Genomic DNA, 24675 nt, shown 5'->3' on the forward strand with positions numbered 1-24675 from the left:
GCCGTACCCAACCGATCCCGCATCACGATCCAAGATAGTGCTTCGTCACTGAATTTACAGACCTCGTCTCCGCTTCGCCAGCCTGTTCGCGTCGCAGCCGATCAACTCTGCGCTGGCCTCGCCCGCCCCGACCCCGGACCGCGACTTGACCGGGGCGGTGCAGCAGCCATATGCCCGGCTGCCCGCCCGCAAAGGAAATGCCATGACCCCGCACGCCATCGTCTCCATCGGCGAGGATCTCGCCCGGCCCGTGCGCTTCGGCAACGCCCTGCCGCTCGCGCTGATCGCCGGCCCCTGCCAGATGGAAAGCCGGGGCCATGCGCTGGAATGCGCGCTGGCGCTCAAGGAGATCGCGACGGCGCTCGGCATCGGGCTGGTGTTCAAGACCTCCTTCGACAAGGCGAACCGGACCAGCGTGCGCGGCCAGCGCGGCATGGGGCTGGAAGCCGCCCTGCCCGTCTTCGCGGAGATCCGCGAGCGCACCGGCATGCCCGTCCTGACCGACGTGCATGATGCGAGTCAATGCGCGCCCGTGGCGGAGGTGGTGGACGTGCTGCAGATCCCCGCCTTTCTCTGCCGCCAGACCGACCTGCTTGTCGCGGCGGCGAAGACCGGCCGGGTGGTCAACATCAAGAAGGGTCAGTTCCTCGCTCCCTGGGATATGGTGAACGTCGCCAACAAGGTGACGGAAAGCGGCAATGCGAATGTCATGCTGACCGAGCGCGGGGCCTCCTTCGGCTACAATACGCTGGTCACCGACATGCGCTCCCTGCCGATCATGGCCGAGATCGGCGCCCCCGTGATCTTCGACGCCACCCATTCGGTGCAGCAGCCGGGCGGCAAGGGCTCCTCCTCCGGGGGGCAGCGCGAATTCGTGCCGGTGCTCGCGCGCGCGGCGGTGGCGGTCGGCGTCGCCGGCGTCTTCATCGAGACGCATCCCGACCCGGACAAGGCGCCGTCCGACGGGCCGAACATGGTGCCGCTGTCGGAGTTCCAGAGCCTGATCGCCGAGCTGCAGGGTTTCGATCGTCTCGCCAAGGGCCGCCCGTCGCCAAACCTGGCCTATGTCTGAGCCGAAGCCGGCCGCCGGCCATGATCTCGGCGCCCTCATCCCCGTGCTGGGGCTGTGCGGCTTCGCCTCGACCTTCACCATGCGGCTGGTCGACCCGCTGGTGCCGACGCTCGCCGCCGAATTCGGCCAGAGCGTCCACCAGATCGCCTTCCTGGTGACGGCCTTCGCCGGCTGCTATGCGCTCGGCCAGCCCTTCCTCGGTCCGATCGCCGACTCGGTCGGGAAGCTGCGCAGCATCTCGACCTGCCTCGCCTTGCTGTGCGTGCTGTCCGGCCTTGCGGCCTTCGCCACCAACTACTGGATGCTGTTCGCGCTGCGTGCCGGAGCCGGCGTGATGGCGGGCGGCGTGATCCCCGCCGCGATGGCGGCGATCGGCGATAGGGCTCCGATGGCCGAGCGGCAGATCATGCTCGGTCGCTTCCTCGTCATCATGATCATCGGCCAGATGGCGGGCGCCTCGTTCTCGGGGGTGGTCGCCGACCATATCGGCTGGCGGGCGGTGCTGGGGGTGGCTGCCGCGCTCGCGGCCTGCGGCGCGCTGGTGGTGCGGCTCGTCCTGAAGCCCCGACCCCTCGCCGAACGGCCGCCGCTGAGTCTCGCCGGCGCCATGACGAGCTACGCAGCCGTCTTCGCCAATCCGCGCAGCAAGGTGCTGTACGGCCTCGTGCTGCTGGAAGGCGCGCTGATCTTCGGCTTGCCACCCTTCGTCGCTGCGATCCTGCACGAGCGCTCGGGCACCGGCCCATCCGAGGCGGGGATCGCCATCGGCGCGATGGGGCTTGGCGGGTTGGTCTATGGCCTGCTGACGCGCATCCTTGTCCAGCGCGTCGGACCTGCGCAGATGATGCGCCTTGGCGGGCTTGCCGTGGCGCTGGCCGATTTCGCCTTCATCCTGCCAGCGCCATGGTGGACGTCGATCGGCATCTTCCTGTCAATCGGCTTCGGCTTCTTCCTGATCCACGGAACGTTCCAGGCCCAGGCGACGGAGCTTGCTCCCACGGCACGCGGTTCGGCGATGGCGCTCTTCGCCTGCTTCTTCTTCATGGGCCACGCGACCGGGCCGCTGCTGATGGGCACGGCCCTTCAAGCGCTCGGCACGCAAGGAGCGCTCGCCCTCTTCGGCACCGCCGTCGGCCTGCTCGGGCTGATGGCGCCGAAGCTGCTGCCGCCCTTGGGCTCGCGGACCTGAGAGGTACACGCCGCCGTCATGCTCGGGCTTGACCCGAGCATGTCTTCCCAAAGGACGTTCCCTGCGCTCCTCTGCCCGGAGATTCTCGGGTCAGGCCCGAGAACGACGCCCGGCTCCCAAACGTCCGGCCGGCCTCAGCGCCCGCGATAGGGCGCGACGCCCTGGTCGGGCAGCCAGAGCCCCTTCGGCGGCTCACCGGTCTGCCAGAACACGTCGATCGGGATGCCGCCGCGCGGATACCAGTAGCCGCCGATGCGGAACCATTCCGGTTCCAGCAGATCGACCAGTGTCTTGCCGATGCCGACGGTGCAATCCTCATGGAAGGCGCCGTGGTTGCGGAACGAGGCGAGATAGAGCTTGAGCGACTTCGACTCCACCAGCCACTGGCCCGGCAGATAGTCGATGACGAGGATGCCGAAATCCGGCTGGCCCGTCACCGGACAGATCGAGGTGAATTCCGGGCAGGTGAAGCGGGCGAGATAATGCGTACCGGCATGGGGATTGGGCACGCGGTCGAGGCGGGCTTCCTGCGGCGAGGCCGGCAGCGCGCTGGATTGCCCGAGCTGCAAGGTCGAGGCGTCGATGGACATCGGATGCTCCTGTGTTTGCGCCGCTTCTAGAGCAGGACGCGAAACAGTGGGAGCCGGTTTTTCGCGAGAATCCTGCCCCAACCCTTTGGCCAGAGCATCTTGCGCGATGGTGGGAGCTGCCCGTGCAGGCGCATGACCCTTCGGCGCGCATCGGAGCCGGGCCGCATAGCCTCGCCCGTATCGGACAAGCGCAGAGATCGCCCCAAAGACCTACCGGGCGCGATATCTCAATATTTATCGATCTTCCACACGCATCCTTGCGACGCACCATGCAACATCATAGTGCAAATCAATAGCGTAACGGATCAGATCCCGATAATTTTATGATAATTGCGGGTATATTATTTCTGCTCGGTATTCTGATTGGCCTGTCCTATGGCTATCCGGCCATCGTCATTGCCAGCGCCGCTTTGACGCTCTTCTTCTTTCCGCTCTGGTTGATCCGCGGAGAGCTGAGCTTCTTCACCCTCTTCATCTGGATCGGCTATCTGTTCGCGCTCCAGAGCGGCTTCCTGCTTGGCAGCTATTTCGCCACGCCGGATGACGAGGCGTGATCACCAGAACCAGATCGGCCTGCCGGCGTAGAGGCACAGGCCGACCCACCACGCGACGGTCAGCGCGCACCAGAACAGGACAAGGGCGAGAGAGGGGCGACGACGAGCGGACATATTCTGGAACATGCTTGTTTCCCGATGAGGCGAAGCGCCAAAACCATCGAAAAATCCGCAATCATCGCGCCACGCCTTGCCGGTCCGCGTTCCAGAGTAGCCGCTCTTCACACAGTCTCCTCTCGCCTGATCGCGCGGGCCAGAAAGCGCGATCGGCCTTGCCGCGATGCGCAACCCACAAGGAGGCCTCATTATGGCTTCCCGCGCCATGACGCGCCGGCCGGCTTGACCCCACCCCATGTCTAGCCAAGGCCGGGAACAGCCTCTAGAAGCTGCCTGTCCTTCCCGCTTGCCCCTTCTCCGGAGCCTGCCATGACCGCCATCATCGACATCATCGGACGCCAGATCCTCGATTCCCGCGGCAATCCGACGGTCGAGGTCGATGTGGTGCTCGAGGACGGCTCGATGGGCCGCGCCGCCGTTCCCTCCGGCGCCTCGACCGGCGCGCATGAGGCGGTGGAACTGCGCGACGGCGACAAGTCGCGCTATCTCGGCAAGGGCGTCCTGCAGGCTGTCGAGTCGGTCAATGTCGCGATCGCCGAGGCGATCGTCGCGATGGACGCCGAGGACCAGACCGCGATCGACCAGACGATGATCGAGCTCGACGGCACGCCGAACAAGCGCAAGCTCGGCGCCAACGCCATCCTCGGCGTCTCGCTTGCCGTCGCCAAGGCTGCTGCCGAGGCGTCCGGCCTGCCGCTCTACCGCTATGTCGGCGGTACCTCGGCCCGCGTCCTGCCCGTGCCGATGATGAACATCGTCAATGGCGGCGCCCATGCCGACAATCCGATCGACTTCCAGGAATTCATGGTGATGCCGATCGGCGCGAGCTCCTTCGCCGAAGGCCTGCGCATGGGGGCGGAGATCTTCCACACGCTGAAGAAGAAGCTGCACGACGCCGGCCACAACACCAATGTCGGCGACGAGGGCGGCTTCGCCCCCAACATCAAGTCGGCGGAAGCGGCACTGGATTTCGTCATGCAGGCGGTCGAGGCGGCCGGTTACAAGCCGGGCGAGGACATCGCGCTGGCGCTCGACTGCGCCGCGACCGAGTTCTTCAAGGACGGTTCCTATGTCTATGAGGGCGAGCGCAAGACGCGCGATCCCAAGGCGCAGGCCAAGTACCTCGCCAAGCTCGTCGGCAGCTATCCGATCGTCTCGATCGAGGACGGCATGGCCGAGGATGACTGGGAGGGCTGGAAGGCTTTGACCGACCTCGTCGGGGCGAAGTGCCAGCTCGTCGGCGACGATCTCTTCGTCACCAATGTCGAGCGCCTGTCGCGCGGCATCAAGAGCAAGACCGCCAACTCGATCCTGGTCAAGGTCAACCAGATCGGCACGCTGACCGAGACTCTCGCCGCCGTCGATATGGCGCAGCGCGCCGGCTACACGGCGGTGATGTCGCACCGCTCGGGCGAGACCGAGGACTCGACCATCGCCGACCTCGCCGTCGCCACCAATTGCGGGCAGATCAAGACCGGCTCGCTCGCCCGCTCTGACCGGACCGCGAAGTACAACCAGCTTCTGCGCATCGAGGAAGAACTCGGCACGCAGGCGATCTATGCCGGCCGCGCCGCGCTGAAGGCCCTCGCCTGATCGAGGCCCGCGCTGCCGCGCTCACCAGCGCGGCAGCAGGCCGCTCGCCTGCGACAGGCCCCAGGAGCCGACGGCCTGGACGCCGCCAGCAGCCCCCGAAACGGCATCGACGACCTTCGTCGCCGGTGCGATCACGAGACGGCTCCAGGAATCGTCGTGGGACGTCTCGGCCGTCGAGGCGACCTCGATCGCCGTCGCCGCGGCGGGGGGCAGGATGACCAGCGGCCCCGATGCCGCAACGGCGCGGGTCGTCGGCGAAGCGCTCCGGCGCGACACTGCACGGGGCGTGCTGTCGCCCGCCCGCGGCCGGCGCTCGGAGAGCATCGCGAGCTGCGGCGGCGCCCATTCCCCGGTTTCCGGCCAATTCAACGACATCGGCATCGCCAGCGCCGCCGGCGTGACCGGCGCGTTGGCCAGGATCTCCGCGCCCCCGGCCGAGATGCGCTCCAGCCGGTCGGCGATCTTGCCGTTCCGCAGCATCGCCAGCGCCGGCACGGACGCCTGATTGCCGATCGCGGCGCGGGCACCCTGTCCGGGCGCCGTACCGGACAGAAGCGCAGGCAGCGCCGCGAGCAAAGCAACAGTCGTCACCACGCCCAGCGAAAGCAGGAGGTGGTGGCCGAGCCGGCTCGCCATCGCTGCCGGGCTGGGTGGATAGAGGGTGCTGGACATCGCTGCCACTCCGGATCGCTCGCTGCCCCTTTGGCTCGCGGGAGCCAACAAGCCCTGCCCTGTGGGCGGCAGAAGGGCCGAACCGGGGCGCAATTGCGGTTCGCATCCGCAAGCGCGGGCGCCATGCGCAACGGCCCGTAACGGCAGTGCAGCAGTCGCGCTATGCCAGCGCATGGATCAGCGCGTCGCCAGCCTTCCCGCACCTCAGGACAAGGAACGCCGCCGACGCCGGCTCGCCGTCGCCGGCATGCTGCTCAGCGTGCTGATCTTCGGCTCCAACTTCGTCGTCAGCCGGCACGCCATGCTCAACGGCGTCGGTCCGCATGATCTGATGGCACTGCGTTTCGCGACGGCGGGCCTGTTGCTGATGCCGCTCTTCCTGCGCGGGGGCGGCTTGGCCACCTGTGGCGGCGTCGGCTGGAACCGCGGCCTCTGGCTCGCGGCGACCAGCGGCTTCCCGATGACCTTCCTGATGCTGACCGGCCTCACGATGGCCCCCGCCGCCCATGGCGCCACGATCGGCCCGGGCACCGTGACCGTGATCGGCATCGTCGGCAGCGTCGTCCTGTTCGGAGCAAGGCTCTCCGCGCCGCTGATCGTCGGCATCCTCGGCGTGATCTGCGGCTTGAGCTTCCTCGCCTTCGCCGGCAGCAGCGGGGCGGCGTCCGAGACGCTCAGGGGCGATCTCTGCTTCCTCGGCGTCGGGCTGCTCTGGGGCTTCTACCCACTGCTGATCCAGCTCTGGAAGATCGACGGCCTCAAGGGAGCGGTGATCGTCTCGGTGCTGTCGCTCGCCTATCTGCCGATCTACTTCCTGTTCTTCTTCCGCGGCTTCGACATCGCGCCCTGGTGGGTTCTCCTCCTGCATGCGCTCTATCAGGGCGTCATCAACGTCATCCTGGGTCTGTGGCTCTGGGGCTGGGCCGCGCATGTGCTGGGCGCCGCCGTGGTCGGGCGGTTTCCGCCGCTGATCCCCGTCACCGGCACGACGCTCGCCATTCCGGTGCTGGGCGAGCTCCCCGGCCCGATGCAGCTCGCCGGCTTCGGTCTGATCGTCAGCGGGCTGTTCGTGGCGTCATGGCGCCGGCCGGTGCGCCAGGAGCCCGAGATTCCAGCAGATCGACAACAGCAATCCGAGAGCCAGCGCCGTTCCTGAGCCGAGCGGGACGGCCGTGAAGTGGAGCACGGCCAGGCCGAGGCCGACGCCGAGCAGGCCGAGCGCGCCATTCCCGATCAGGGCGGCGGTCGCGGCCCCGCCGATGCGCGGCTGCAGGATCAGGACGAGGCTCGACAGCACCAGCGGGAGCCCGGCGAGGATGCCCGACCAGTTCGCCCCGACCTGATGGCTCGCCACGGTGACGCCACCGACCAGGGCGGCGACGCAAGCGGCGCGCAGCGGAACTGCGAACCAGGCCCGCTTTGACAGGACGGAGGGCCGCGCGGCGAGAAACGGCCGCACCAGGAGATGAACAAGGACAAGCGCGACCGTGGCGAGCAGCGTCAGGGGTAAAGCCGCCAGCGACAGGGCTCGCACCCCGAGCAGCACCGCGATCCAGGCCGTCAGCGCGGCAGCAAGGCTCGGCAGCGTTGCAAGGCGTTGCGCCGCCAGGACATAGGCCAGGACGAAGCCGGCATTGGCGACATTGGAATGCATCGTGCCGCGGGCGCTCTCGGCGATAAAGGCCGGCTCGTGCTCGAGCGCCAGGAAGAACAGGACCGGGCCGAGCGAGATCGGCAAGGTGGCGATCATCGCCGCGAGCTTCGGCCCGCTGCGCTCGGCGATCAGCGAACAGGTGACCACCACCGCGGCCGCGATCGCCATCTTGACGAGCAGCAGGCCGGGATCGGTAACGGTCACGCCGGGCTGCTTCCGGGTTCGCCCCTGGCCCAGCCTTCCTTCGTCTCGGCGATGAAATCGGCGAGGCGCCCGGCCGCGATGGCACCACGCAGGCCCGCCATCAGCTCCTGGTAATAGGCGAGGTTCACCCAGGTCAGCAGCATCTTGCCGAGCATCTCCTCGGCCTTGACCAGATGGTGCAGATAGGCGCGCGACCAGCCATTCGCGGCCGGGCAGGCGGATTGCTCGTCGATCGGCCTGATGTCCTCGGCATGCTTGGCGTTCTTCAGGTTCATCCGGCCGAAGCGGGTGAAGATCTGGCCATGGCGGCCGGCGCGCGTCGGCATCACGCAGTCGAACATGTCGATGCCGCGCGAAACCGCCTCGACGATGTCGTCGGGCGTGCCGACGCCCATCAGATAGCGCGGCTTCTCCTGCGGCAGATGCGGCTCGACGGCCTCGATCATCGCCAGCATGACCTCCTGCGGCTCTCCGACCGCGAGCCCGCCGACGGCATAGCCCTTGAGATCCATCGCGGCGAGCTCGCGTGCGCTCTCGACGCGCAGGCTCGGCACAGCCCCGCCCTGCACGATGCCGAACAGCGCGCGGCCCGGATGGGTGCCGAAGGCCGTCTTGCAGCGCTCGGCCCAGCGCAGCGACAGGCGCATCGCCTTCTCGGCCACCTTGTCCTCGCAGGGCAGCGCGACGCATTCGTCGAGCTGCATCACGATGTCGGAGCCGAGCAGGTTCTGGATCTCGACCGAGCGCTCGGGAGTCATCACATGCTTCGAGCCGTCGATATGCGATTGGAAGGTGACGCCCTCCTCGGTCAGCTTCCTGAGCTGCGACAGGGACATCACCTGGAACCCGCCCGAGTCGGTCAGGATCGGGTGAGGCCAGTTCATGAACTTGTGCAGCCCGCCGAGCCTCGCGATACGCTCGGCCCCCGGGCGCAGCATCAGATGATAGGTGTTGCCGAGCACGACATCGGCGCCGAGCGCCCTCACCTGCTCGGGATACATGCCCTTGACGGTCGCGGCCGTGCCGACCGGCATGAAGGCCGGCGTGCGGATGACGCCGCGCGGCATGCTGATCGCGCCGGTGCGCGCGGCGCCGTCGCGGGCCGCGACCTTGAAGGTGAATTCGGGAGTGGCAGCGATGTCCGGCTGCATGGGCTGGGGCTGAACGGTCATAGCCTGCGAGGTAGAGCAGCGCGCCGGTTTAGGGAAGAGACCCGCGCGCCGGATGAGCCATGCGCCATCACCGGGAATCCCGATCAAATCGTCATCCCGGGCGACCACAGGGAGACCCGGGATCCATGCCGGAACCTTCATCGGAAAGGCTCAGCCATGGATCCCGGATCGGCGCCGCTACGCAGCTTGTCCGGGATGACCCGCGCCTTCCCGCCCATCCCCCGTGTTAAAGCGGCGTCGCTACTTCCCCACCAGCGCCGTCTCGTAGATCTCCGGCTTGAAGCCGACGATCGTGCTGCCCTTGCCGAGATCGAGCACTGGGCGCTTGATCATCGAGGGGTTCGCCAGCATCAGCGCGATCGCCTTGCCCGCGTCGAGCCCCTGCTTCTCGGCATCCGGCAGAGCCCGGAAGGTCGTCCCGGCACGGTTCAGCACCGTCTCCCAGCCATGCTCCTTCACCCAGCCTTCCAGCGAGGTGCGGTCGATGCCGCTCGCCTTGTAGTCGTGGAAGGCGTGAGCGACGCCGTGGCTGTCGAGCCAGGCGCGCGCCTTCTTCATCGTGTCGCAGTTCCTGATGCCGTAGATCGTCGTCGTCATACCGAGCGCGCCTCAGGCCGGACGCTTCGGGCTGTCGAGGCCGCGCTGCACCGCCGGGCGCGACAGGCAGCGCTCCAGCCAGATCGGCACATGCGTGAGGCTGGCATAGTCGACGAGTTCGCCGGCGCCATAGAAGCCGACGAGGTTGCGCACCCAGCCGAGCATGGAAATATCGGCGATGGTATAGTCGTCGCCCATGATCCAGGTGCGGCTGCCCAGCCGGTCCTCCAGCACGCCGAGCAGGCGCTTGCTCTCGTTGGCGTAGCGGTCGCGCGGGCGCTTGTCCTCATATTCGCGGCCGGCAAATTTATGGAAGAAGCCGAGCTGGCCGAACATCGGCCCGATCGCCGCCATCTGGAAGAAGACCCACTGGATGGTCTCGTAGCGGGCGGCAGGGTCCTTCGGCAGGAGCTTGCCGGCCTTCTCGGCGAGATAGAGCAGGATCGCGCCGGATTCCCACAAACCGAAGGGCTTCCCGCCCGGCCCATCGGGGTCGATGATCGCCGGGATCTTGCCGTTCGGGTTGAGCGAGAGGAATTCCGGTCCCCAGGTCTCGTTCTTGCCGATGTCGATCAGATGCGGTTCGTAGGGCAGTTCCAGCTCCTCTAGCGCGATCGAGGCCTTCACGCCGTTGGGCGTCGGCAGCGAATAGAGCTGGATGCGGTCGGGATGGCTGGCGGGCCAGCGCTTGGTGATCGCGAAAGCGGAAAGATCGGCCATCGGGTGCTCCGGTTGAATCGGGAGAGCTTCGGGCGGGCACGATAGAGCCGGATGGGCTCAAGGCAACGGGGCAACCGCATCAGCGCCGCAAAACCGGTTTGCGGTGGCGCATGATCAGGGATTGGCCAGGGGCCAGCGGCCGAGGATTTCATAACGCCGGCGCGGAACGCTTCGGATCAGGACGAAATCCGCCACGCGCCAGCTCAACGGCCGCACGCGGAACGCCTTCGTCCGAAAGCGGGCATAGAGCAGCGTCAGATGAGGATGGCAGGGAGAACGCCTGCCCCGAAAGCCGCCTGCCCGCAGTTCCCGATCCAACGCGTCGTGAAGCCGTTCTGCCCCGATCACGCTGTCCTGGCCGGTCATGACGAGCGCCGGTTTCTCCAATCCTTGGGCGAAGGTCGCGACTTCGTCGAGCCGCAGCTTGAAGCCATCCTGCCTGACACGCCCCGCCGCGCGGTGCATCAAGGCCAGCTCCTCAGAATCCGGCTCGCGACGTTCAGGCCATCCCCACAGCGTGACGTGGTATTTGCCGATACCGCGCGGATTGCCGGACAGATCGAGCCAGTTGCGCAGCGCGCGGGCCATATGGTCGGCCGCGGCCGCTGCGATGGGATTGGGCAGAAGCGCGAAGAAATAATTGGCCCGTTCGGGCGGCCGGATACTCCGTTCCATGGTCGCCTCCTTCGAAAAGATGGCTGAGGGCGGCATTCTAGAACAAATCAGGAACACTCGTAAATCGTGATTTTCCTCTCGCACCGCCCGGGCCCGGGACCGGGGCACACCGCGATTTTGCGCTCGAAGACTGTCATGAGGCATCGCTGTTGAGGCTTGCCGCCAGCCGCATTTCCACTATATTCGGAATATGCCGAATATATCAAACAATACCGGCAAGGATGAGCAACGGTTCGTGGAGGACGTGGCACGGCTGCTCACGCCCTGGGGCGTGCCGCCCGTCGCGGCTCGCCTTTATGGCTATCTGCTTCTCTGCCCCGACCCCGTCAGCCTCGACCAGATCACCGAGGGCCTCGAGATCAGCAAGAGCAGTGCAAGCGTCGCCGCGCGACTGCTGGAGAGCTACACGCTGGCGCGTCGCCACAGTCAGCCCGGGACAAAGCGTGCGCTCTATGCCGTGGCCGACGATTACGACGTCATGATCCGGCAGCAAAACCGCCTGCTCGACGCCTTGGCCGAACAGCTGAACGCCGGAGCCGAAATCGCCGCGTCCAAAACGGCAAGCGTGCGCCTCGACGAGATGGCCGATTTCTATCGGGTGATGCGCGGCGCCATGGAAGACGCCATGAGCCGCTGGAAGCTCGGCCGGCGACCCCGGTGAGAAACGAACTCCCGCAGCGGCGTATGCCGCGTGGAAGGATCAACAGATTCGACGCGAGAGGCAGGCAATGGGTCTCGTTCTCAATCTTATCCTCCAGACGATCGTCTGGTTCGGCTTCATGGGCGCGATCATCTTCGGTGCCGCGGGCACGACCGACTATGCCGGCGGCTGGCTCTATCTCGGCCTGATGGTCGCGCTTTCGATCCTGTTTGGGGCAATCATGGCGCGTATCGATCCCGGGCTCCTCAGAGAACGCCTGAAGTCGCCCGTGCAGAAGGACCAGCCGCTCGCAGACAAGCTGGTTCTCGTCCCGATCCTGCTCCTCATCTTCGGAGGCATGGGCTTCATGGCGGCCGATGCGGCGCGCTGGCACTGGTCGATGATGCCGCCATCCGTGCAGTGGGCAGGCTGCGGCCTTCTTCTGGCGGCGCTAGTCTTCGTTTACTGGGTCATGCGCACGAACAGCTTCGCGGCGCCGGTCGTGAAAATACAAAAGGACCGCGGACAGGCGGTCATCTCGACAGGCCCTTATGCCCTTGTCCGCCATCCCATGTATTTCGGCTCGCTCTTCTACATCGCCGGCACGTCGCTCGTGCTCGGCTCGTGGTGGGGACTTGCGACAGTCCCCATCCTCGCCCTCCTGTTCAGCATCCGGATCGGCATCGAGGAGCAGGCGCTGCGGACGGGCCTCGAGGGCTACGACGATTACGCGCGCCGCGTGCGCTGGCGCCTGATACCGCTTATCTGGTGAGACGACTCTACAGTACCCTTGGTCACTCCCAGCAGACTGTTCGGATTGACCATAAGAATCTGATTTCACTATAAATTTCTTAGCTTGGATAACAATAAGCCGACATGGGATCTGTTAAAATCCACGCTGTTGATTTTAACCGTTGTCGCCTCGTGAGGTCACGCGGCCGGCAAGCCTGGATCGATGCCGGTCATGGCGATGGATGCTTCCCACAGCCGCTTCGCGAGCGCTGAATCTTCGGCATGCGGCGCGCGCTTTGCTTCGCCGGCTACACCGCGGATTCCGCCAAAGCCGGTGGGACCATAATAGCCTCCGGGTTTCACCTCGCCGGTCGCGGCCAGAAGTGCCGGCCACGCGCCCTTGTCGGCGCTATTGAGCAACAGGCCGACGATTGGGCCGACGGTCTGGATCAGCCCCATGTGACGGCCAAGACTTGTGGCAGCGACTCCAGGATGAATGCCGATGGCTGTGACGGGCGACTTCGCCGCACGCAGGCGACGATCCAGCTCGAAGAAGAACAGCGCGTTCGCCAACTTACTGGCGCCGTAGCGCTCGGTCTTGACATAACTCTTGTCGGCGTTGAGGTCGTCCCAGTCGATCTTGGCCTTCAGATGTGCGACGCTCGAGGTCACGACCACCCGCGCTCCCGGAGTCTCCGCAAGTTTAGGCAGGAGCAGCGCAGTGAGCGCGAACACGCCGAGATGATTGACGCCGAACTGCGATTCAAACCCCTGCTTCGTGCGCGTCAGCGGCGGGTTCATGACCCCTGCATTGTTGATGAGCGCATCGATCCGGGGCTCCTTCGCGGCGATCTCGGCTGCGGCGCGAATGCTGTCCAGGTCACCGAGGTCCAGCGGCAACCAGATGAGATCCGCATTCGGCGTGATCCGCTTGATCCGCGCAATGGCATCCTGCGCCCTAGTCTGCTCGCGGCAGCCAAGCAGGACGCGCGCGCCCCTGGCGGCAAGCACCCGCGCGATTTCAAATCCTACGCCGGCGTTGGCGCCTGTGACGATGAAGCTTTTTCCCGTTTGTTCGGGGACGTTGGCTTCGGTGAAACCCTTACTATTCGACACTTTCGATCCCTGTCTATGAGTGACTACATACTCATTTATGAGTTAAAATTTAAGCGGCGGACCCCTTCCAGAACAGGTCGAACCCGGCCTGCCGGATGGCGTCACTTTCCTGGGGTTTGGCCGCGACCGCGTTGATGCTGATATCGGCTAAATCGAAGAGAATGGTATCGATGTAGAAGGCGATCCTGTCAGGCGCGGTATGGCCGGCGAGACACTCCTCCACCATCGTTCGCGCATCTCGCTGCATGGCGTGACACCGGTTCCGGCTTTCCGCCGTCACGCGATCCGACACCTTCAACTGGCGAAGGGCCTTGCGCGCTGTGGCATGAGCCACCCCCCAATCAATCAGACGGTTCCAAACCGCGAATAGCCGATCTTGGGCGGAGGCGTTCGCGGGATATGGCGCCAGCATCGTCTCTGTGAGGTCGGTCTCGATCTCCAGAAAGAGCTGATTCAGCAGATCGTCCTTGGTTGGAAAGTAAGTGAACAGCGTCCCCTCGGAAACGCCAGCAGCCTTTGCGATCTTGGCCGTGGACGCGCCTGTGCCCAGGCTGGCCACGAACTCGGCCGCTGCATCGAGCAGCGCCTGTCGCTTTTCTTCACTGACGGGACGCGCCATATTTCGGTCTAACGATATTGAGTGAGTAGATGCTCAATTATCTAGGCGATGGCATCAGATTGGTCAAGGGATGCAGTCCCATCTTTCGCGGTCCGCGTCGCCCAAGCAGGAATGTCCGCTATCTTTTGGGAATCGCTCTGAAGCCGACCGAGCACAAAGTCTCGCAAGCGGACATTTTCGGTACTGTCGAGGTGTGTAAACCGCCTACACTACGACACGGTTTCCCGCAGTATCCGAAACGACGCTCCTGTCACTCCCACTCGATCGTGCCGGGCGGCTTCGACGTCACATCGTAGACGACGCGGTTGATGCCCTTGACCTCGTTGATGATACGGGTTGCCGCACGGCCGAGGAAATTCATGTCGAAGGGATAGAAATCCGCCGTCATGCCGTCGACCGAAGTCACCGCGCGCAGGGCGCAGACATGGTCGTAGGTGCGGTAGTCGCCCATCACGCCGACGGTGCGCACAGGCAGCAGCACGGCGAAGGCCTGCCAGATCACGTCGTAGAGGCCCGCCTTGCGGATCTCGTCGAGATAGATCGCATCCGCCTTGCGCAGGATGTCGAGCTTCTCCTTGGTGATCTCGCCCGGGCAGCGGATGGCGAGACCCGGCCCCGGGAAGGGATGGCGGCCGACGAAGGCCTCGGGCAGGCCAAGCTCGCGGCCGAGCACGCGGACCTCGTCCTTGAACAATTCGCGCAGCGGCTCGACGAGCTTCATCTTCATGCGCTCGGGCAGGCCGCCGACATTGTGGTGGCTCTTGATCGTCACCGAAGGCCCGCCGGAGAAGGAGACGCTCTCGATCACGTCGGGATAGAGCGTGCCCTGTGCCAGGAAGTCGGCGCCGCCGATCTTGGCGGCTTCCGCATCGAAGACCTCGATGAAGAGCCGGCCGATGGTCTTGCGCTTGGCTTCCGGATCGGGACCGACCTTCTCCAGCTCGGAGAGGAAAAGCTCCTCGGCCTCAACATGGACCAGCGGGATGTTGTAGTGATCCCTGAACAGGGTCACGACCTGCTCGGCCTCGCCGAGGCGCATCAACCCATGATCGACGAAGACGCAGGTGAGCTGGTCGCCGATCGCCTCATGGATCAGCACCGCAGCCACCGCCGAGTCGACGCCGCCGGAGAGCCCGCAGATGACGCGGCCGGAGCCGACCTGCTCCTTGATCTTCTTCTGCATCTCGGCGCGATAGGCCGACATGCTCCAGTCCGGCTTGCAGCCGCAGATTTCGACGACGAAATTGCGCAGCAGCTTGCCGCCATCCGGAGTGTGGACGACCTCCGGGTGGAACATCGTGGTGTAGAAGCGCCGCTCTTCATCGCTTGCCACCGCGAAGGGGGCGTTCTCCGAGGTCGCCTTGACCGAAAAGCCCTGCGGCAATTCGGTGACGCGGTCGCCATGGCTCATCCAAACGGGATAGCGCGCGCCCTTCTCCCAAACGCCTTCGAACAGCTTCGAGGGCGCGACGATCTCGACATCGGCGCGGCCGAACTCAGCGGCATGGCCGCCCTCGACCTTGCCGCCGAGCTGATGCGCCATGGTCTGCTGGCCGTAGCAGATGCCCATCAGCGGGATATTCGCGGTGAACACCGCCTCCGGGGCGCGCGGGCTGCCCTCATCCGGCACGGAAGCCGGGCCGCCGGAGAAGATCACGCCCTTGGGCTTCAGCCGCTGGAACGCCTCGCCAGCCGACTGGAACGGGGCGATCTCGCAATAGACGCCGATCTCGCGGATGCGCCGCGCGATCAGCTGCGTCACCTGCGAGCCGAAATCGATGATGAGGATGGAGTCGTGATGGGGCTGAGCGCTCGTCATCGCGTCCCGTTAGAGCATCGGACCGAAAAGTGGAACCCACTTTTCGGGGCAATCCGATGCGGCCTCAGAGTATGGATCACGCGGGCGCGCGCAACGGCTGCCCCCGCCTCAATCCCCGCGTCGCAGGCAAGCCAGATAGAACCCGTCCGTCCCGGTCCGGCGCGGCGAGAGCTGCAGGCCGAATTCCGTGGCGAAGCGGGCGAGCAGGGAGAAGTCGCTCTCGGCCCCGGTGAGCACGTCGATCGGCGCCACCGCGGCGAAGCCCTGGTGACGGCCGAGGAAGGCGCGGATAGCCTCGTCGTTCTCCTCCGGCAGCATCGAGCAGGTGATATAGGCGACGCGCCCGCCCGGCTTCACCAGCCTGGCGGCGCGGGCCAGCACCTCGGCCTGGTCCTTGATCCGCTCGGCGAGCGCGCCGGGGCGCACGCGCCACTTCGCATCGGGATTGCGCCGCCATGTGCCGGAGCCGGTGCAGGGCGCATCGACCAGAACGAGATCGGCCTGCCCGGCGACATCCGCCAAAGGCTCGTGGCCGCGCGAGCGCGGAATGCGGATATCGACGATGTCGGCGCCCGAGCGCGCCAGCCGGTCATGCAGCGGGGCAAGGCGGCGGCTGTCGAGATCGGTGGCGTAGAGATTGCCGCGATTGGCCATCAGCGCCGCCAGCGCCAGCGTCTTGCCCCCTGCCCCGGCGCAAAGATCGATCACCGTATCGCCGGGCTTCGCGCCGGCGAGCAAGGTCACGAGCTGCGAGCCTTCGTCCTGGATTTCGAAGGCGCCGGCAAAGAAGGGGGCTTCAGTCTGAAGCGACGGGCCGCGCCCGTCATGGCCGGGCTGGAAGCGCAAGGCGTCGGGCGACCAGGCGCCCTCTTCCGGCTGGAGATGGGCGAGATCCTTCAGCACCGCGTCGCGGCTGGCCTTGAGCCGGTTGACGCGCAGATCGACGGGAGCGCGCGCCGCCAAGGCCCGCGCCTCCTCCACCGCCATCGCGCCGAACGCCGCCTCGAAGGCGGTCCAGAGCCATTCCGGCACGTCCGCGCGAATCCAGTCGGGCGCATCGTCATCCGAAAAGGCGGTGAGCAGGGCCGTCTCGTCGGCGCTGAGCGGCGCGGGCGCGTGGTTCTCGCCGGAGCAAAGCGCGGCGATCTCGGCGAGCGGCAGGCCGCGCAGGCCCATCAGCATGCCCAGCACCAGCGCGCGCGGCTCCTCGGAAGCCATGGCGTAGCTGGAGGAGGCCTTGCGGCGCAGCGCGTCATAGACCAGCGAGGCGACGGCCGCGCGGTCCTTGGAGCCGGCGAAGCGGCGCGACAGGCCCCAATCCTTGAGCGCGTCGACAGCCGGGCGACGGCGCTCGATGATGTCCTGCAGCACCTCGATGGCGGCGCTGATCCGGGCGGCTGGCGTCATGGTCGTTCGATCCTGGCGCGGGCCGCTGGGGCATGGCGCCGCGAAACAAGGGCAAGGTCAGTTTCAACGCATTCCATCATGTCGCTGCGGCATGGGTATCGCGGCGGCATGTTCTTGACGCGGTCGTTTCATAAGCAGAAAGACGATGCAACCGCATGTCGCGGCCAATGGGACACGACACCATGAAAAATGCCGCCCGCCTTGCCGTTCTCGGCCTCTTCGCCTTCGCTCTCGCCGCTTGCGCCACCCAGCCGCAGGCCGATCTGACCCCGCCGCCCGCCAAGCGCCTCGACGCCAAGACCACGCTCGAGAATCACCGCTGAGGTTCCGTTTGGAAACGCCCTGAACCCTCATCCCGAGCCGTCATTCCGCCCGGAATGGCCTCTCGGAGCAGGGTCGAGAGTTTCCAAACAGATTCCTGACGTCCGGTTCGCAGTCGGCCGTCCCCGGCCGGCAGCGCACAGGCGCGAACACACTTCATGGGGATGTCACATCCCGCGGCCTAGCTTCGCGCGCCCTTTCGCGAGCCGAGGCCCATCATGAAGAAGACGCTGCTTTTCTCGACATCGCTTTTCGCCGCCCTGGCGCTGCAACCGCTGACCGCCGGCGCGCAGTCCGCGCCGACGCTTTCGGGCCAACCGCCTCTCGTCATCGCCCATCGCGGCGCCAGCGGCTATCTGCCGGAGCACACGCTCGAAGGTTACCGGCGCGCCATCGCACTCGGTGCCGACTTCATCGAACCGGACCTGGTCTCGACCAAGGACGGCGTGCTGGTCGTGCGCCACGAGCCGATGCTGAGCGGCACCACCGATGTCGCCGACCGCCCGGAATTCGCCGGCCGCAAGACCACCCGCAAGCTCGACGGCATCGAGACCACGGACTGGTTCGCCAACGACTTCACACTGGCCGAGATCAAGACGCTGCGGGCCAAGCAGGCCTTCGCCGATCGCGATCAGTCGCATAACGGCAAATACGAGATCCCGACCTTCCAGGAGGTGATCGACCTCGCCAAGGCGGAGAGCGCCCGCACCGGCCGGACCATCGGCATCTATCCGGAAACCAAGCACCCGACCTACCACGCCGCGCTCGGCCTCGCCTTCGAGGACAAGCTGCTCGACATGCTCACGGACGCAGGCTGGACGCAGAAGAGCTCCCCGGTCTTCATCCAGAGCTTCGAGACGGCGAACCTGAAATATCTGCGCAAGAAGACGCAGCTCCGGCTCGTGCAGCTCGTCGACGGCGACGGTATCGACAAGGACGGCAAGGTTACGCTGGCCGCCCCTTTCGACCGGCCCTACGACTTCGCGGTGCTCGGCGACAGCCGCACCTTCCCCGACATGCTGTCGCCGGAGGGCCTCAAGGAGATCGCGACCTATGCCGACGGCGTCGGCCCCTGGAAGGTCTATCTGATCGGCGCCCGGCAGACGATCGGCCCGGACGGCAAGCCGAAGGACCTCAACGGCGACGGGAAGATCGACGAGCGCGACCGCAACGTCATCGCGCCGACCAATGTGGTGAAGGACGCGCATGCGGCCGGGCTGGTGGTCCACCCGTGGGCCTATCGCAGCGAGGCGCACCGGCTCGCGGCCGACTACAACAACGACCCGGTTGCCGAATACAAGGCCCATCTGGCGCTCGGCATCGACGGCATGTTCACCGACTTCACCGACCACGCCGTGAAAGCCCGCGACGGCAAGTAGGCCGCAAGGCTTGCCCAGGGAGGAGGCTTCAGGCCTCCTCCTCCATGACCATCTGCGCGATGCGCGGATCACCGTTGAACCGGGTGGCGGCGGCGTGGCCGACCGCGACGGCCGTCACGCAGAGCACGACGGAGGCGACGACGTTGATCGCCGCCCGCACCGTCTCGCCGCTGCGCAACAGGTCGAGCGTCTGCAGGCTGAAGGACGAGAAGGTGGTGAAGCCGCCGCAGAGGCCGACCATCACGAACAGGCGCACGGGCTCGGACACCGGGAAGCGGCCGCTCGCCAGCGTCAGCGTGCCGAAGAAGCCGATGACGAAGGAGCCGGCGATATTGATGAGGATGGTGCCCCAGGGCAGGCTCCCGCTGATCGGCAGCGCAAGCACGGAGATGAGGTAGCGCGCCAGCGTACCGAGCGCGCCTCCGATCATGACGAAAACGACGGTCGAGAAGGACATGCTCGCTTCGGCTCCCTTGTCGACGGGCATGAAAAAACCCGCCTTGCGGCGGGCTCCGGACGGATTCCCACCGCAGTTTCGTGCGGTAGGAGTCATCAGCCCTCACGGGCGGTTTCGGGGGAACTCCATCCCCATCGCCGGTGAGAATAGGATGCCGCGCGGTCCGGCGCAACGGCGTTCGCGGGCGCCGGCCGCATGATTTCCGCATTGGAGCGTGGTGATTTTACCCAGAACCTCCGCCGTCATCCCGGGCTTGACCCGGGATCCATGTCGGAGCGCTTCCGATCAAGGTTCAGGCATGGGTCCGGGATCTTCGCGGAGTTTATCCTTGGGCCGATCGAAGATCGGACCCGAGGGCTGCGTCCGGGATGACTCGCGCTTCCGCCACGACGCAATGCTCGACGAAAAAGAAAAGCGCGCCGGTTTCCCGGCGCGCTTTCGCAATTCGATCTAACCCGACCGTCTCAGTGCAGGATCTGGCTGAGGAAGAGCTTGGTGCGCTCGTGCTGCGGGTTCTTGAAGAACTCGTTGGGGGTGTTCATCTCGACGATCTGGCCGGCGTCCATGAAGATGACGCGGTCGGCGACCTGGCGGGCGAAGCCCATCTCGTGCGTGACGCAGAGCATGGTCATGCCCTCCTCCGCCAGCGAGACCATGGTGTCGAGCACCTCCTTGACCATTTCGGGGTCGAGCGCCGAGGTCGGCTCGTCGAACAGCATGATCTTCGGGCTCATGCAGAGCGAACGGGCGATCGCCACGCGCTGCTGCTGGCCGCCCGAGAGCTGGCCCGGATATTTATGAGCCTGCTCGGGAATCTTGACGCGCTTGAGATAGTGCATGCCGATCTCCTCGGCGTCCTTCTTGGGCATCTTGCGGACCCAGATCGGCGCCAGCGTCAGGTTCTCCAGGATCGTCAGATGCGGGAACAGGTTGAAGTGCTGGAAGACCATGCCGACGTCGCGGCGGATCTCGTCGATCTTCTTGAGATCGTTGGTGAGCTCCGTGCCGTCGACGACGATCTGGCCCTTCTGGTGCTCCTCCAGCCGGTTGATGCAGCGAATCATCGTCGACTTGCCCGAACCGGACGGGCCGCAGATGACCAGCTTCTCGCCGCGGGAGACCTTGAGGTTGATGTCACGCAGCACGTGGAACTCCCCGTACCACTTGTTGACGCCGACCATCTCCACCGCCGTCGCGGTCTTCAACGAGGTCGGCTTCAGCGCTGCCGGGCGGGTGTCGGTGATCTTGGTTTCGGCCATTGCCATGGTTTTTGTCCCTCTCAACGTCTTTGGCCGGCAGCCAGGCGCTTCTCGACCGCAATCGAATATCGCGACATGCCCCAGCAGCACAGGAAATAGAAGATCGCGGCAAAAGCATAGCCCGTCGTCCGCGTCGTCGGCGTCGCCCAGGTCGGATCGACCAGCGTCGCCTGGATTGTGTTCAGGAAGTCGAAGATGCCGACGATCGCGACCAGCGTCGTGTCCTTGAACAGGCCGATGAAGGTGTTGACGATGCCGGGAATGACGATGCGCAGCGCCTGCGGCAGGATGATGAGGCGCATCATCTGCCCGTAGCCGAGGCCGAGCGACATCGCTCCTTCGAACTGCCCCTTCGGAATCGCCTGGAGACCACCACGGATGACCTCCGCCATATAGGCCGAGGCGAAGACCGCGACGCCGATCAGCGGCCGCAGCAGCCGGTCCGGCGAATATTCCTGCGGCACGAAGAGCGGCAGCATGGTGTTCGCCATGAACAGCACCGTGATCAGCGGCACGCCACGCACGAACTCGATGAAGATCACCGAGAGCAGCTGGATGATCGGCAGCCGCGAGCGGCGTCCCAGCGCCAGGACGACACCCAGCGGCAGCGAGAAGACGATGCCGACCGCCGAGATCAGGAAGGTCACCGTCATGCCGCCCCACAGGCCGGTATCGACCCGCGGCAGGCCGAGCTGCTGCTGGATGACGGCGATCAGCCCGAAGACGACGAGCGCCATCAGGATCAGCCGCTTCGGCCGGTAGAAGCGCTGCCAGGGCGACGCCTCGCGCTCCGCCGCCAGCAGCGGCGCAGGAGTCCAGAACGCCAGCGAGGGCACGAAGGACACCACGGCGTAGAGCACCGCCAGCGCGGCACTGAGCAGCAGCAGATTGCGCAGCAGCCCCTCGGCCGTCGCGCCGCCGAGCAGCAGGATGAAGCCGCTGAGCGGCAGGATGATGAAGAAGAAGAAGGCGCCGAGCTTCTTCAGCGGCGCCTTGTTCCAGAGGAGCCAGACGACGCCGAGCGCGAACATCACGAAGACGATGTTGACCCGCCAGCGCTGCGAGACCGGATAGGAGCCGTAGACGAAATACTGGAAACGATCGACCACATAGGGCCAGCACGCGCCGACCGGCCGGCCGATCTTGTCGGCGAGACAGGCTTCGCGGTTCGCACCGGTCCAGACGGCGTCGAGGATGTAGAACCGCACCAGGTCCTCCACCCCGACGATGACGATGTAGAGGCTCACCAGCGTCAGGACCGTGCCCAGCGGGCTGGAGAAGAGGTTCGAGCGGATCCACGCCACCGGGCCGGCCACCGAGAGCGGCGCCGGCTGCTGCGCGAGCGTTTCCCTGCGGACGAAGGCGTTGGGTGCGTTGTCGAGAGTTGCGTCGGTCATCGCTGCGCCCTCACCGTTCCACCAGCGCCATGCGCTTATTGTAGATGTTCATCGCGAACGAGGTCACAAGCGAGATCGTGAGGTAGACCCCCATCGTGATCGAGACCATTTCGACGGCCTGGCCGGTCTGGTTCAGCACCGTGCCCATGAAGACCTGGGTGAGATCGGGATAGCCGATCGCCACCGCCAGCGACGAATTCTTGACGAGGTTGAGGTATTGCGAGGTCAGCGGCGGGATGATGACGCGCATCGCCTGCGGCACGACGACGAGCTTCAGGGTCGGCCCCGACCTCAAGCCGAGCGCGTTGGCGGCTTCCGTCTGCCCTTTCGAGACAGCGAGGATGCCGGCGCGCACGACCTCGGCGATGAAGCCCGCCGTGTAGGTCGACAGGCCGACGAGGAGCGCGACGAATTCGGGGAAGATCTGCAGGCCGCCCGTCAGGTTGAAGCGGCCCTGCTGCGGATACTCGAAGGATAGCGGCTGGCCGGCCAGCAGGAAGACGATCAGGGGCATGCCGATGACCAGGCCGAACGCCACCCAGCCGTTCGGATACTGCTTCCCCGTCTTGGCCTGCTGCCCGCGCGCCCAGATGTAGAACGCGATCGAGCCCGCGATGCCGATGAGGAAAGCGATCACCACCCACTCGAAGGCCGGTGCGAATTGCGGGTTCGGGAAGATGATGCCGCGGTTGTTCAGATAGATGCCGCCGGGCAGCGAGATCGAATTGCGCGCGTCCGGCAAGGGCTTCAGCACCGCGTTGTACCAGAAGAAGAGCTGGAGCAGCAGCGGGATGTTGCGGATGACCTCGACATAGATCATCGCCAGCTTGGCGATGATCCAGTTGCTGGAGAGCCGCGCGACGCCGACCGAGAAGCCGATGATCGTCGCCAGCACGATGCCGAGCGCGGCGACGAGCAGCGTGTTCAGCAGGCCGACGAAAAACGCCTGGCCATAGGTCGAGCCCGAAGCGCTGAAGGGGATGAGCTTCTGGTTGACGTCGAAGCCGGCCGCGTTGTGCCAGAAGCCGAAGCCCGAGGCGATCTTCTGCGCCCGCAGGTTCTCGATGACGTTCGAGGCCGCTGACCAGATCAGGAAGCCGACCACCAGCAGCAGAACGATCTGATAGACATAGCCCCGGATCTTCGGATCGTAGAATAACGACGCCTTGCCGGGTGATACCGTTTCGGTCGGGATGCTCGACACCTGTTACGCCCTTTTTTCTTCGCTTGTTGAGGCCGGCGATCCTGCGGCGGTGCGACTCCACCGAAGGCCGTTGGGTCCGGACCGATTGTCTCTGGTCATTCCTGTCCGTCGTCGATCGCGCTTCCTGCCATGGCGGATGCGCCGCGCCTGTGACGCCCTGTCGCCAAGGCGTGCGGGTACCGCCTCGCCGGCCCATCCGCCGGGCTCGGCTGCGAAGAAACCGGCCGCGCTCGCAGCCTCTCGATCGAACTCTTCATCGTCATTCCCCTGTCGGAGCGGGTTGGTCCCGCTCTCGCCGCGTTCATAGCAAGTCCCGGACCACCTTTCCGGCGGTCTTCTTGTTTCAATCCGGCAACCCGAGGCTCCCGGCCGTTCGGCGCCCCTGCCTCCTGCGCCGGCCGATTTCAGCGCACCGGCGGCGCGTAATGCAACCCACCTCCGGTCCAGAGCGCGTTCAGACCCCGCTCGATCCCCAGCCGCGAGCCGCGGCCGAGGTTGCGCTCGAAGGATTCCCCATAATTGCCGACATGGCGAACGATCCGGTAGGCCCAGTCGCGCGAGAGCCCGAGCGCTCCTCCGAAATCGCCTTCGAGGCCGAGAAGACGGCGGACATCCGGCCGCTCGGAGGCCCGCATCGCTTCCACGTTGTTCTGGCCCACGCCGAGCTCCTCCGCATCGAGCATGGCGAACAGCGTCCACTTCACCAAGCCGAACCAGCCTTCGTCACCCTGCCTCACCACCGGCCCGAGCGGCTCCTTCGAAATCGTCTCGGGCAGGATGACATGATCCTGCGGCGCGGCGAGCCTGCTGCGCTGGATCGCGAGCCCGGCCCGATCATAGGCATAGGCGTCGCAACGGCCGGCCCCATAGGCATCGACCGTCTCGTCGCTGCCGCGATAGGTGACGATCTCGCTGCGCAGGCCGTGACGGCGAAAGAAATCGGCGACGTTGAGCTCCGTGGTGGTGCCCTGCTCGGCGCAGATCGTGGCGCCGCCGAGCTGCGTGGCGGAGGCGATGCCGAGCGCCTTGCGGACCATGAAGCCCTCGCCGCCGTAGAAATTGATCCCGGCGAAACGCAGCCCCAGCGCCGTGTCGCGCGTCATCGACCAGGTCGAGCTGCGCGACAGGAGATCGACCTCCCCCGTCTGCAAGGCGGTGAAACGGTCCTGCGAGGAGAGCGGCACGAAGCTCACCCTGGCCGGATCGTCGAAGATCGCGGCGGCCAGCGCGCGGCAGAGATCGACGTCCAGCCCGGTCCAGTTGCCCCGGCTGTCAGGCATGGAGAAGCCGGGCAGCGATGGCGCGACGCCGCAGAGGATCGTCCCGCGGGCCTTCACCTGCGCCAGCAGATCGCCCTTCGCCAGGGCCTCCGGGGCGATGATCGCCGCGGCGGCAGTCAGCGCAAAGATATGGGCTATCCTCGCTGTTCCCATGGCAAAACCGGTCGTTGCGGCCGATGAGCGGCCGATGTCGTCGCGGTCCGCCCGGGCCATGGCCCAGATCATGGCGCCGGGCG

At 65.9% G+C, this 24675-nt stretch carries 26 protein-coding genes and 1 riboswitch; of the genes, 9 read left to right on the forward strand and 17 right to left on the reverse strand.

What is annotated here, in order from left to right:
* Positions 1-202: 202 nt before the first annotated feature.
* A complete protein-coding gene (gene kdsA / locus GY40_RS24515; protein ID WP_038368036.1) occupies positions 203-1072 on the forward strand; it encodes a 3-deoxy-8-phosphooctulonate synthase in 870 nt (289 codons plus the stop codon).
* Complete coding sequence (locus tag GY40_RS24520) at positions 1065-2261, forward strand: MFS transporter (protein WP_051988485.1); 1197 nt, start codon at positions 1065-1067, stop codon at positions 2259-2261. The genes kdsA and GY40_RS24520 overlap by 8 nt, the downstream gene beginning before the upstream one ends.
* Before the next feature lie 134 nt (positions 2262-2395).
* Here the strand turns inward: GY40_RS24520 and queF are convergent, their stop codons facing one another.
* The gene (queF, locus tag GY40_RS24525) at positions 2396-2851 is read right to left on the reverse strand and encodes a preQ(1) synthase (RefSeq protein ID WP_038368038.1); all 456 of its coding nucleotides are present in this window, start codon (positions 2849-2851) and stop codon (positions 2396-2398) included.
* A gap of 323 nt (positions 2852-3174) precedes the next feature.
* Between queF and GY40_RS24530 the strand changes: the two genes are divergently transcribed.
* The gene (locus GY40_RS24530) at positions 3175-3405 is read left to right on the forward strand and encodes a hypothetical protein (RefSeq protein WP_038368040.1); all 231 of its coding nucleotides are present in this window, start codon (positions 3175-3177) and stop codon (positions 3403-3405) included.
* Here the strand turns inward: GY40_RS24530 and GY40_RS28520 are convergent, their stop codons facing one another.
* Positions 3406-3531 carry a hypothetical protein gene (locus GY40_RS28520; protein WP_260368326.1) on the reverse strand — a complete coding sequence of 42 codons (126 nt, stop codon included), beginning with the start codon at positions 3529-3531 and terminating at the stop codon, positions 3406-3408.
* Between the two features lie 300 nt (positions 3532-3831).
* On the opposite strand from GY40_RS28520, the gene eno reads away from it, so the two are divergent.
* Positions 3832-5115: a phosphopyruvate hydratase gene (gene eno, locus GY40_RS24535; protein WP_038368043.1), complete on the forward strand. Its 1284-nt coding sequence runs from the start codon at positions 3832-3834 to the stop codon at positions 5113-5115.
* Between the two features lie 21 nt (positions 5116-5136).
* Here the strand turns inward: eno and GY40_RS24540 are convergent, their stop codons facing one another.
* Positions 5137-5787, reverse strand: coding sequence for a hypothetical protein (locus GY40_RS24540; protein WP_156116073.1), 651 nt, complete (start codon positions 5785-5787; stop codon positions 5137-5139).
* Between the two features lie 172 nt (positions 5788-5959).
* Here GY40_RS24540 and GY40_RS24545 point away from each other — a divergent pair, with 172 nt between their 5' ends.
* Positions 5960-6943 (forward strand): DMT family transporter, encoded by a 984-nt coding sequence (locus GY40_RS24545; RefSeq protein ID WP_038368049.1) that lies wholly within the window; start codon positions 5960-5962, stop codon positions 6941-6943.
* On the opposite strand, the gene GY40_RS24550 is transcribed toward GY40_RS24545, so the two are convergent.
* The 5 genes from GY40_RS24550 to GY40_RS24570 all read right to left on the reverse strand — a co-directional run bounded on the left by GY40_RS24550 (position 6863) and on the right by GY40_RS24570 (position 10866).
* A complete protein-coding gene (locus tag GY40_RS24550) occupies positions 6863-7645 on the reverse strand; it encodes a hypothetical protein (protein WP_051988486.1) in 783 nt (260 codons plus the stop codon). The two genes, GY40_RS24545 and GY40_RS24550, sit on opposite strands and share 81 nt — an antisense overlap.
* Positions 7642-8796: a tRNA guanosine(34) transglycosylase Tgt gene (tgt, locus tag GY40_RS24555; RefSeq protein WP_038368051.1), complete on the reverse strand. Its 1155-nt coding sequence runs from the start codon at positions 8794-8796 to the stop codon at positions 7642-7644. The genes GY40_RS24550 and tgt overlap by 4 nt, the downstream gene beginning before the upstream one ends.
* 261 nt (positions 8797-9057) lie before the next feature.
* Complete coding sequence (locus tag GY40_RS24560) at positions 9058-9414, reverse strand: ArsC family reductase (protein WP_038368054.1); 357 nt, start codon at positions 9412-9414, stop codon at positions 9058-9060.
* Positions 9415-9426: 12 nt separating this feature from the next.
* Positions 9427-10134, reverse strand: a complete 708-nt coding sequence (locus GY40_RS24565) for a glutathione S-transferase N-terminal domain-containing protein (protein ID WP_038368055.1) — start codon at positions 10132-10134, stop codon at positions 9427-9429.
* Positions 10135-10248: 114 nt separating this feature from the next.
* Entirely contained in the window at positions 10249-10866 is a 618-nt protein-coding gene (locus GY40_RS24570; protein ID WP_197062815.1) for a 2'-5' RNA ligase family protein, read from the reverse strand.
* 178 nt (positions 10867-11044) lie between these two features.
* On the opposite strand from GY40_RS24570, the gene GY40_RS24575 reads away from it, so the two are divergent.
* Together GY40_RS24575 and GY40_RS24580 are read left to right on the forward strand one after the other, a co-directional pair.
* Complete coding sequence (locus GY40_RS24575; RefSeq protein WP_248311272.1) at positions 11045-11470, forward strand: GbsR/MarR family transcriptional regulator; 426 nt, start codon at positions 11045-11047, stop codon at positions 11468-11470.
* 67 nt (positions 11471-11537) lie between these two features.
* Positions 11538-12221 carry a methyltransferase family protein gene (locus tag GY40_RS24580; protein ID WP_038368060.1) on the forward strand — a complete coding sequence of 228 codons (684 nt, stop codon included), beginning with the start codon at positions 11538-11540 and terminating at the stop codon, positions 12219-12221.
* A gap of 158 nt (positions 12222-12379) precedes the next feature.
* Here GY40_RS24580 and GY40_RS24585 read toward each other — a convergent pair whose 3' ends face one another.
* From GY40_RS24585 to GY40_RS24600, 4 genes are all read right to left on the reverse strand, one after another.
* Positions 12380-13297, reverse strand: coding sequence for an oxidoreductase (locus GY40_RS24585; protein ID WP_038368063.1), 918 nt, complete (start codon positions 13295-13297; stop codon positions 12380-12382).
* 49 nt (positions 13298-13346) lie between these two features.
* The gene (locus tag GY40_RS24590; protein ID WP_038368066.1) at positions 13347-13916 is read right to left on the reverse strand and encodes a TetR/AcrR family transcriptional regulator; all 570 of its coding nucleotides are present in this window, start codon (positions 13914-13916) and stop codon (positions 13347-13349) included.
* Between the two features lie 250 nt (positions 13917-14166).
* Entirely contained in the window at positions 14167-15735 is a 1569-nt protein-coding gene (gene guaA / locus GY40_RS24595) for a glutamine-hydrolyzing GMP synthase (protein WP_038368068.1), read from the reverse strand.
* A 108-nt stretch (positions 15736-15843) separates the two neighbouring features.
* The gene (locus GY40_RS24600; RefSeq protein ID WP_038368070.1) at positions 15844-17142 is read right to left on the reverse strand and encodes an RsmB/NOP family class I SAM-dependent RNA methyltransferase; all 1299 of its coding nucleotides are present in this window, start codon (positions 17140-17142) and stop codon (positions 15844-15846) included.
* A 182-nt stretch (positions 17143-17324) separates the two neighbouring features.
* Here GY40_RS24600 and GY40_RS28080 point away from each other — a divergent pair, with 182 nt between their 5' ends.
* Positions 17325-17465, forward strand: coding sequence for a hypothetical protein (locus GY40_RS28080; protein WP_166653092.1), 141 nt, complete (start codon positions 17325-17327; stop codon positions 17463-17465).
* Positions 17466-17681: 216 nt separating this feature from the next.
* Positions 17682-18842: a glycerophosphodiester phosphodiesterase gene (locus GY40_RS24605; protein ID WP_038368073.1), complete on the forward strand. Its 1161-nt coding sequence runs from the start codon at positions 17682-17684 to the stop codon at positions 18840-18842.
* A 28-nt stretch (positions 18843-18870) separates the two neighbouring features.
* Here the strand turns inward: GY40_RS24605 and crcB are convergent, their stop codons facing one another.
* The 5 genes from crcB to GY40_RS24630 all read right to left on the reverse strand — a co-directional run bounded on the left by crcB (position 18871) and on the right by GY40_RS24630 (position 24652).
* A complete protein-coding gene (gene crcB / locus GY40_RS24610) occupies positions 18871-19299 on the reverse strand; it encodes a fluoride efflux transporter CrcB (protein WP_038368783.1) in 429 nt (142 codons plus the stop codon).
* Between the two features lie 79 nt (positions 19300-19378).
* A riboswitch (Fluoride riboswitch) is annotated at positions 19379-19441 on the reverse strand.
* A gap of 322 nt (positions 19442-19763) precedes the next feature.
* Positions 19764-20480: an amino acid ABC transporter ATP-binding protein gene (locus GY40_RS24615; protein WP_051988555.1), complete on the reverse strand. Its 717-nt coding sequence runs from the start codon at positions 20478-20480 to the stop codon at positions 19764-19766.
* Positions 20481-20578: 98 nt separating this feature from the next.
* Positions 20579-21955: an amino acid ABC transporter permease gene (locus GY40_RS24620; RefSeq protein WP_038368076.1), complete on the reverse strand. Its 1377-nt coding sequence runs from the start codon at positions 21953-21955 to the stop codon at positions 20579-20581.
* 10 nt (positions 21956-21965) lie between these two features.
* Positions 21966-23159 carry an amino acid ABC transporter permease gene (locus tag GY40_RS24625; protein ID WP_248311273.1) on the reverse strand — a complete coding sequence of 398 codons (1194 nt, stop codon included), beginning with the start codon at positions 23157-23159 and terminating at the stop codon, positions 21966-21968.
* Between the two features lie 404 nt (positions 23160-23563).
* Positions 23564-24652 carry an amino acid ABC transporter substrate-binding protein gene (locus tag GY40_RS24630; protein ID WP_248311274.1) on the reverse strand — a complete coding sequence of 363 codons (1089 nt, stop codon included), beginning with the start codon at positions 24650-24652 and terminating at the stop codon, positions 23564-23566.
* Positions 24653-24675 lie beyond the last annotated feature (23 nt).

The organism is Allobosea sp. UNC402CLCol, from assembly GCF_000745475.1.
Lineage (GTDB): Bacteria > Pseudomonadota > Alphaproteobacteria > Rhizobiales > Beijerinckiaceae > Allobosea > Allobosea spartocytisi.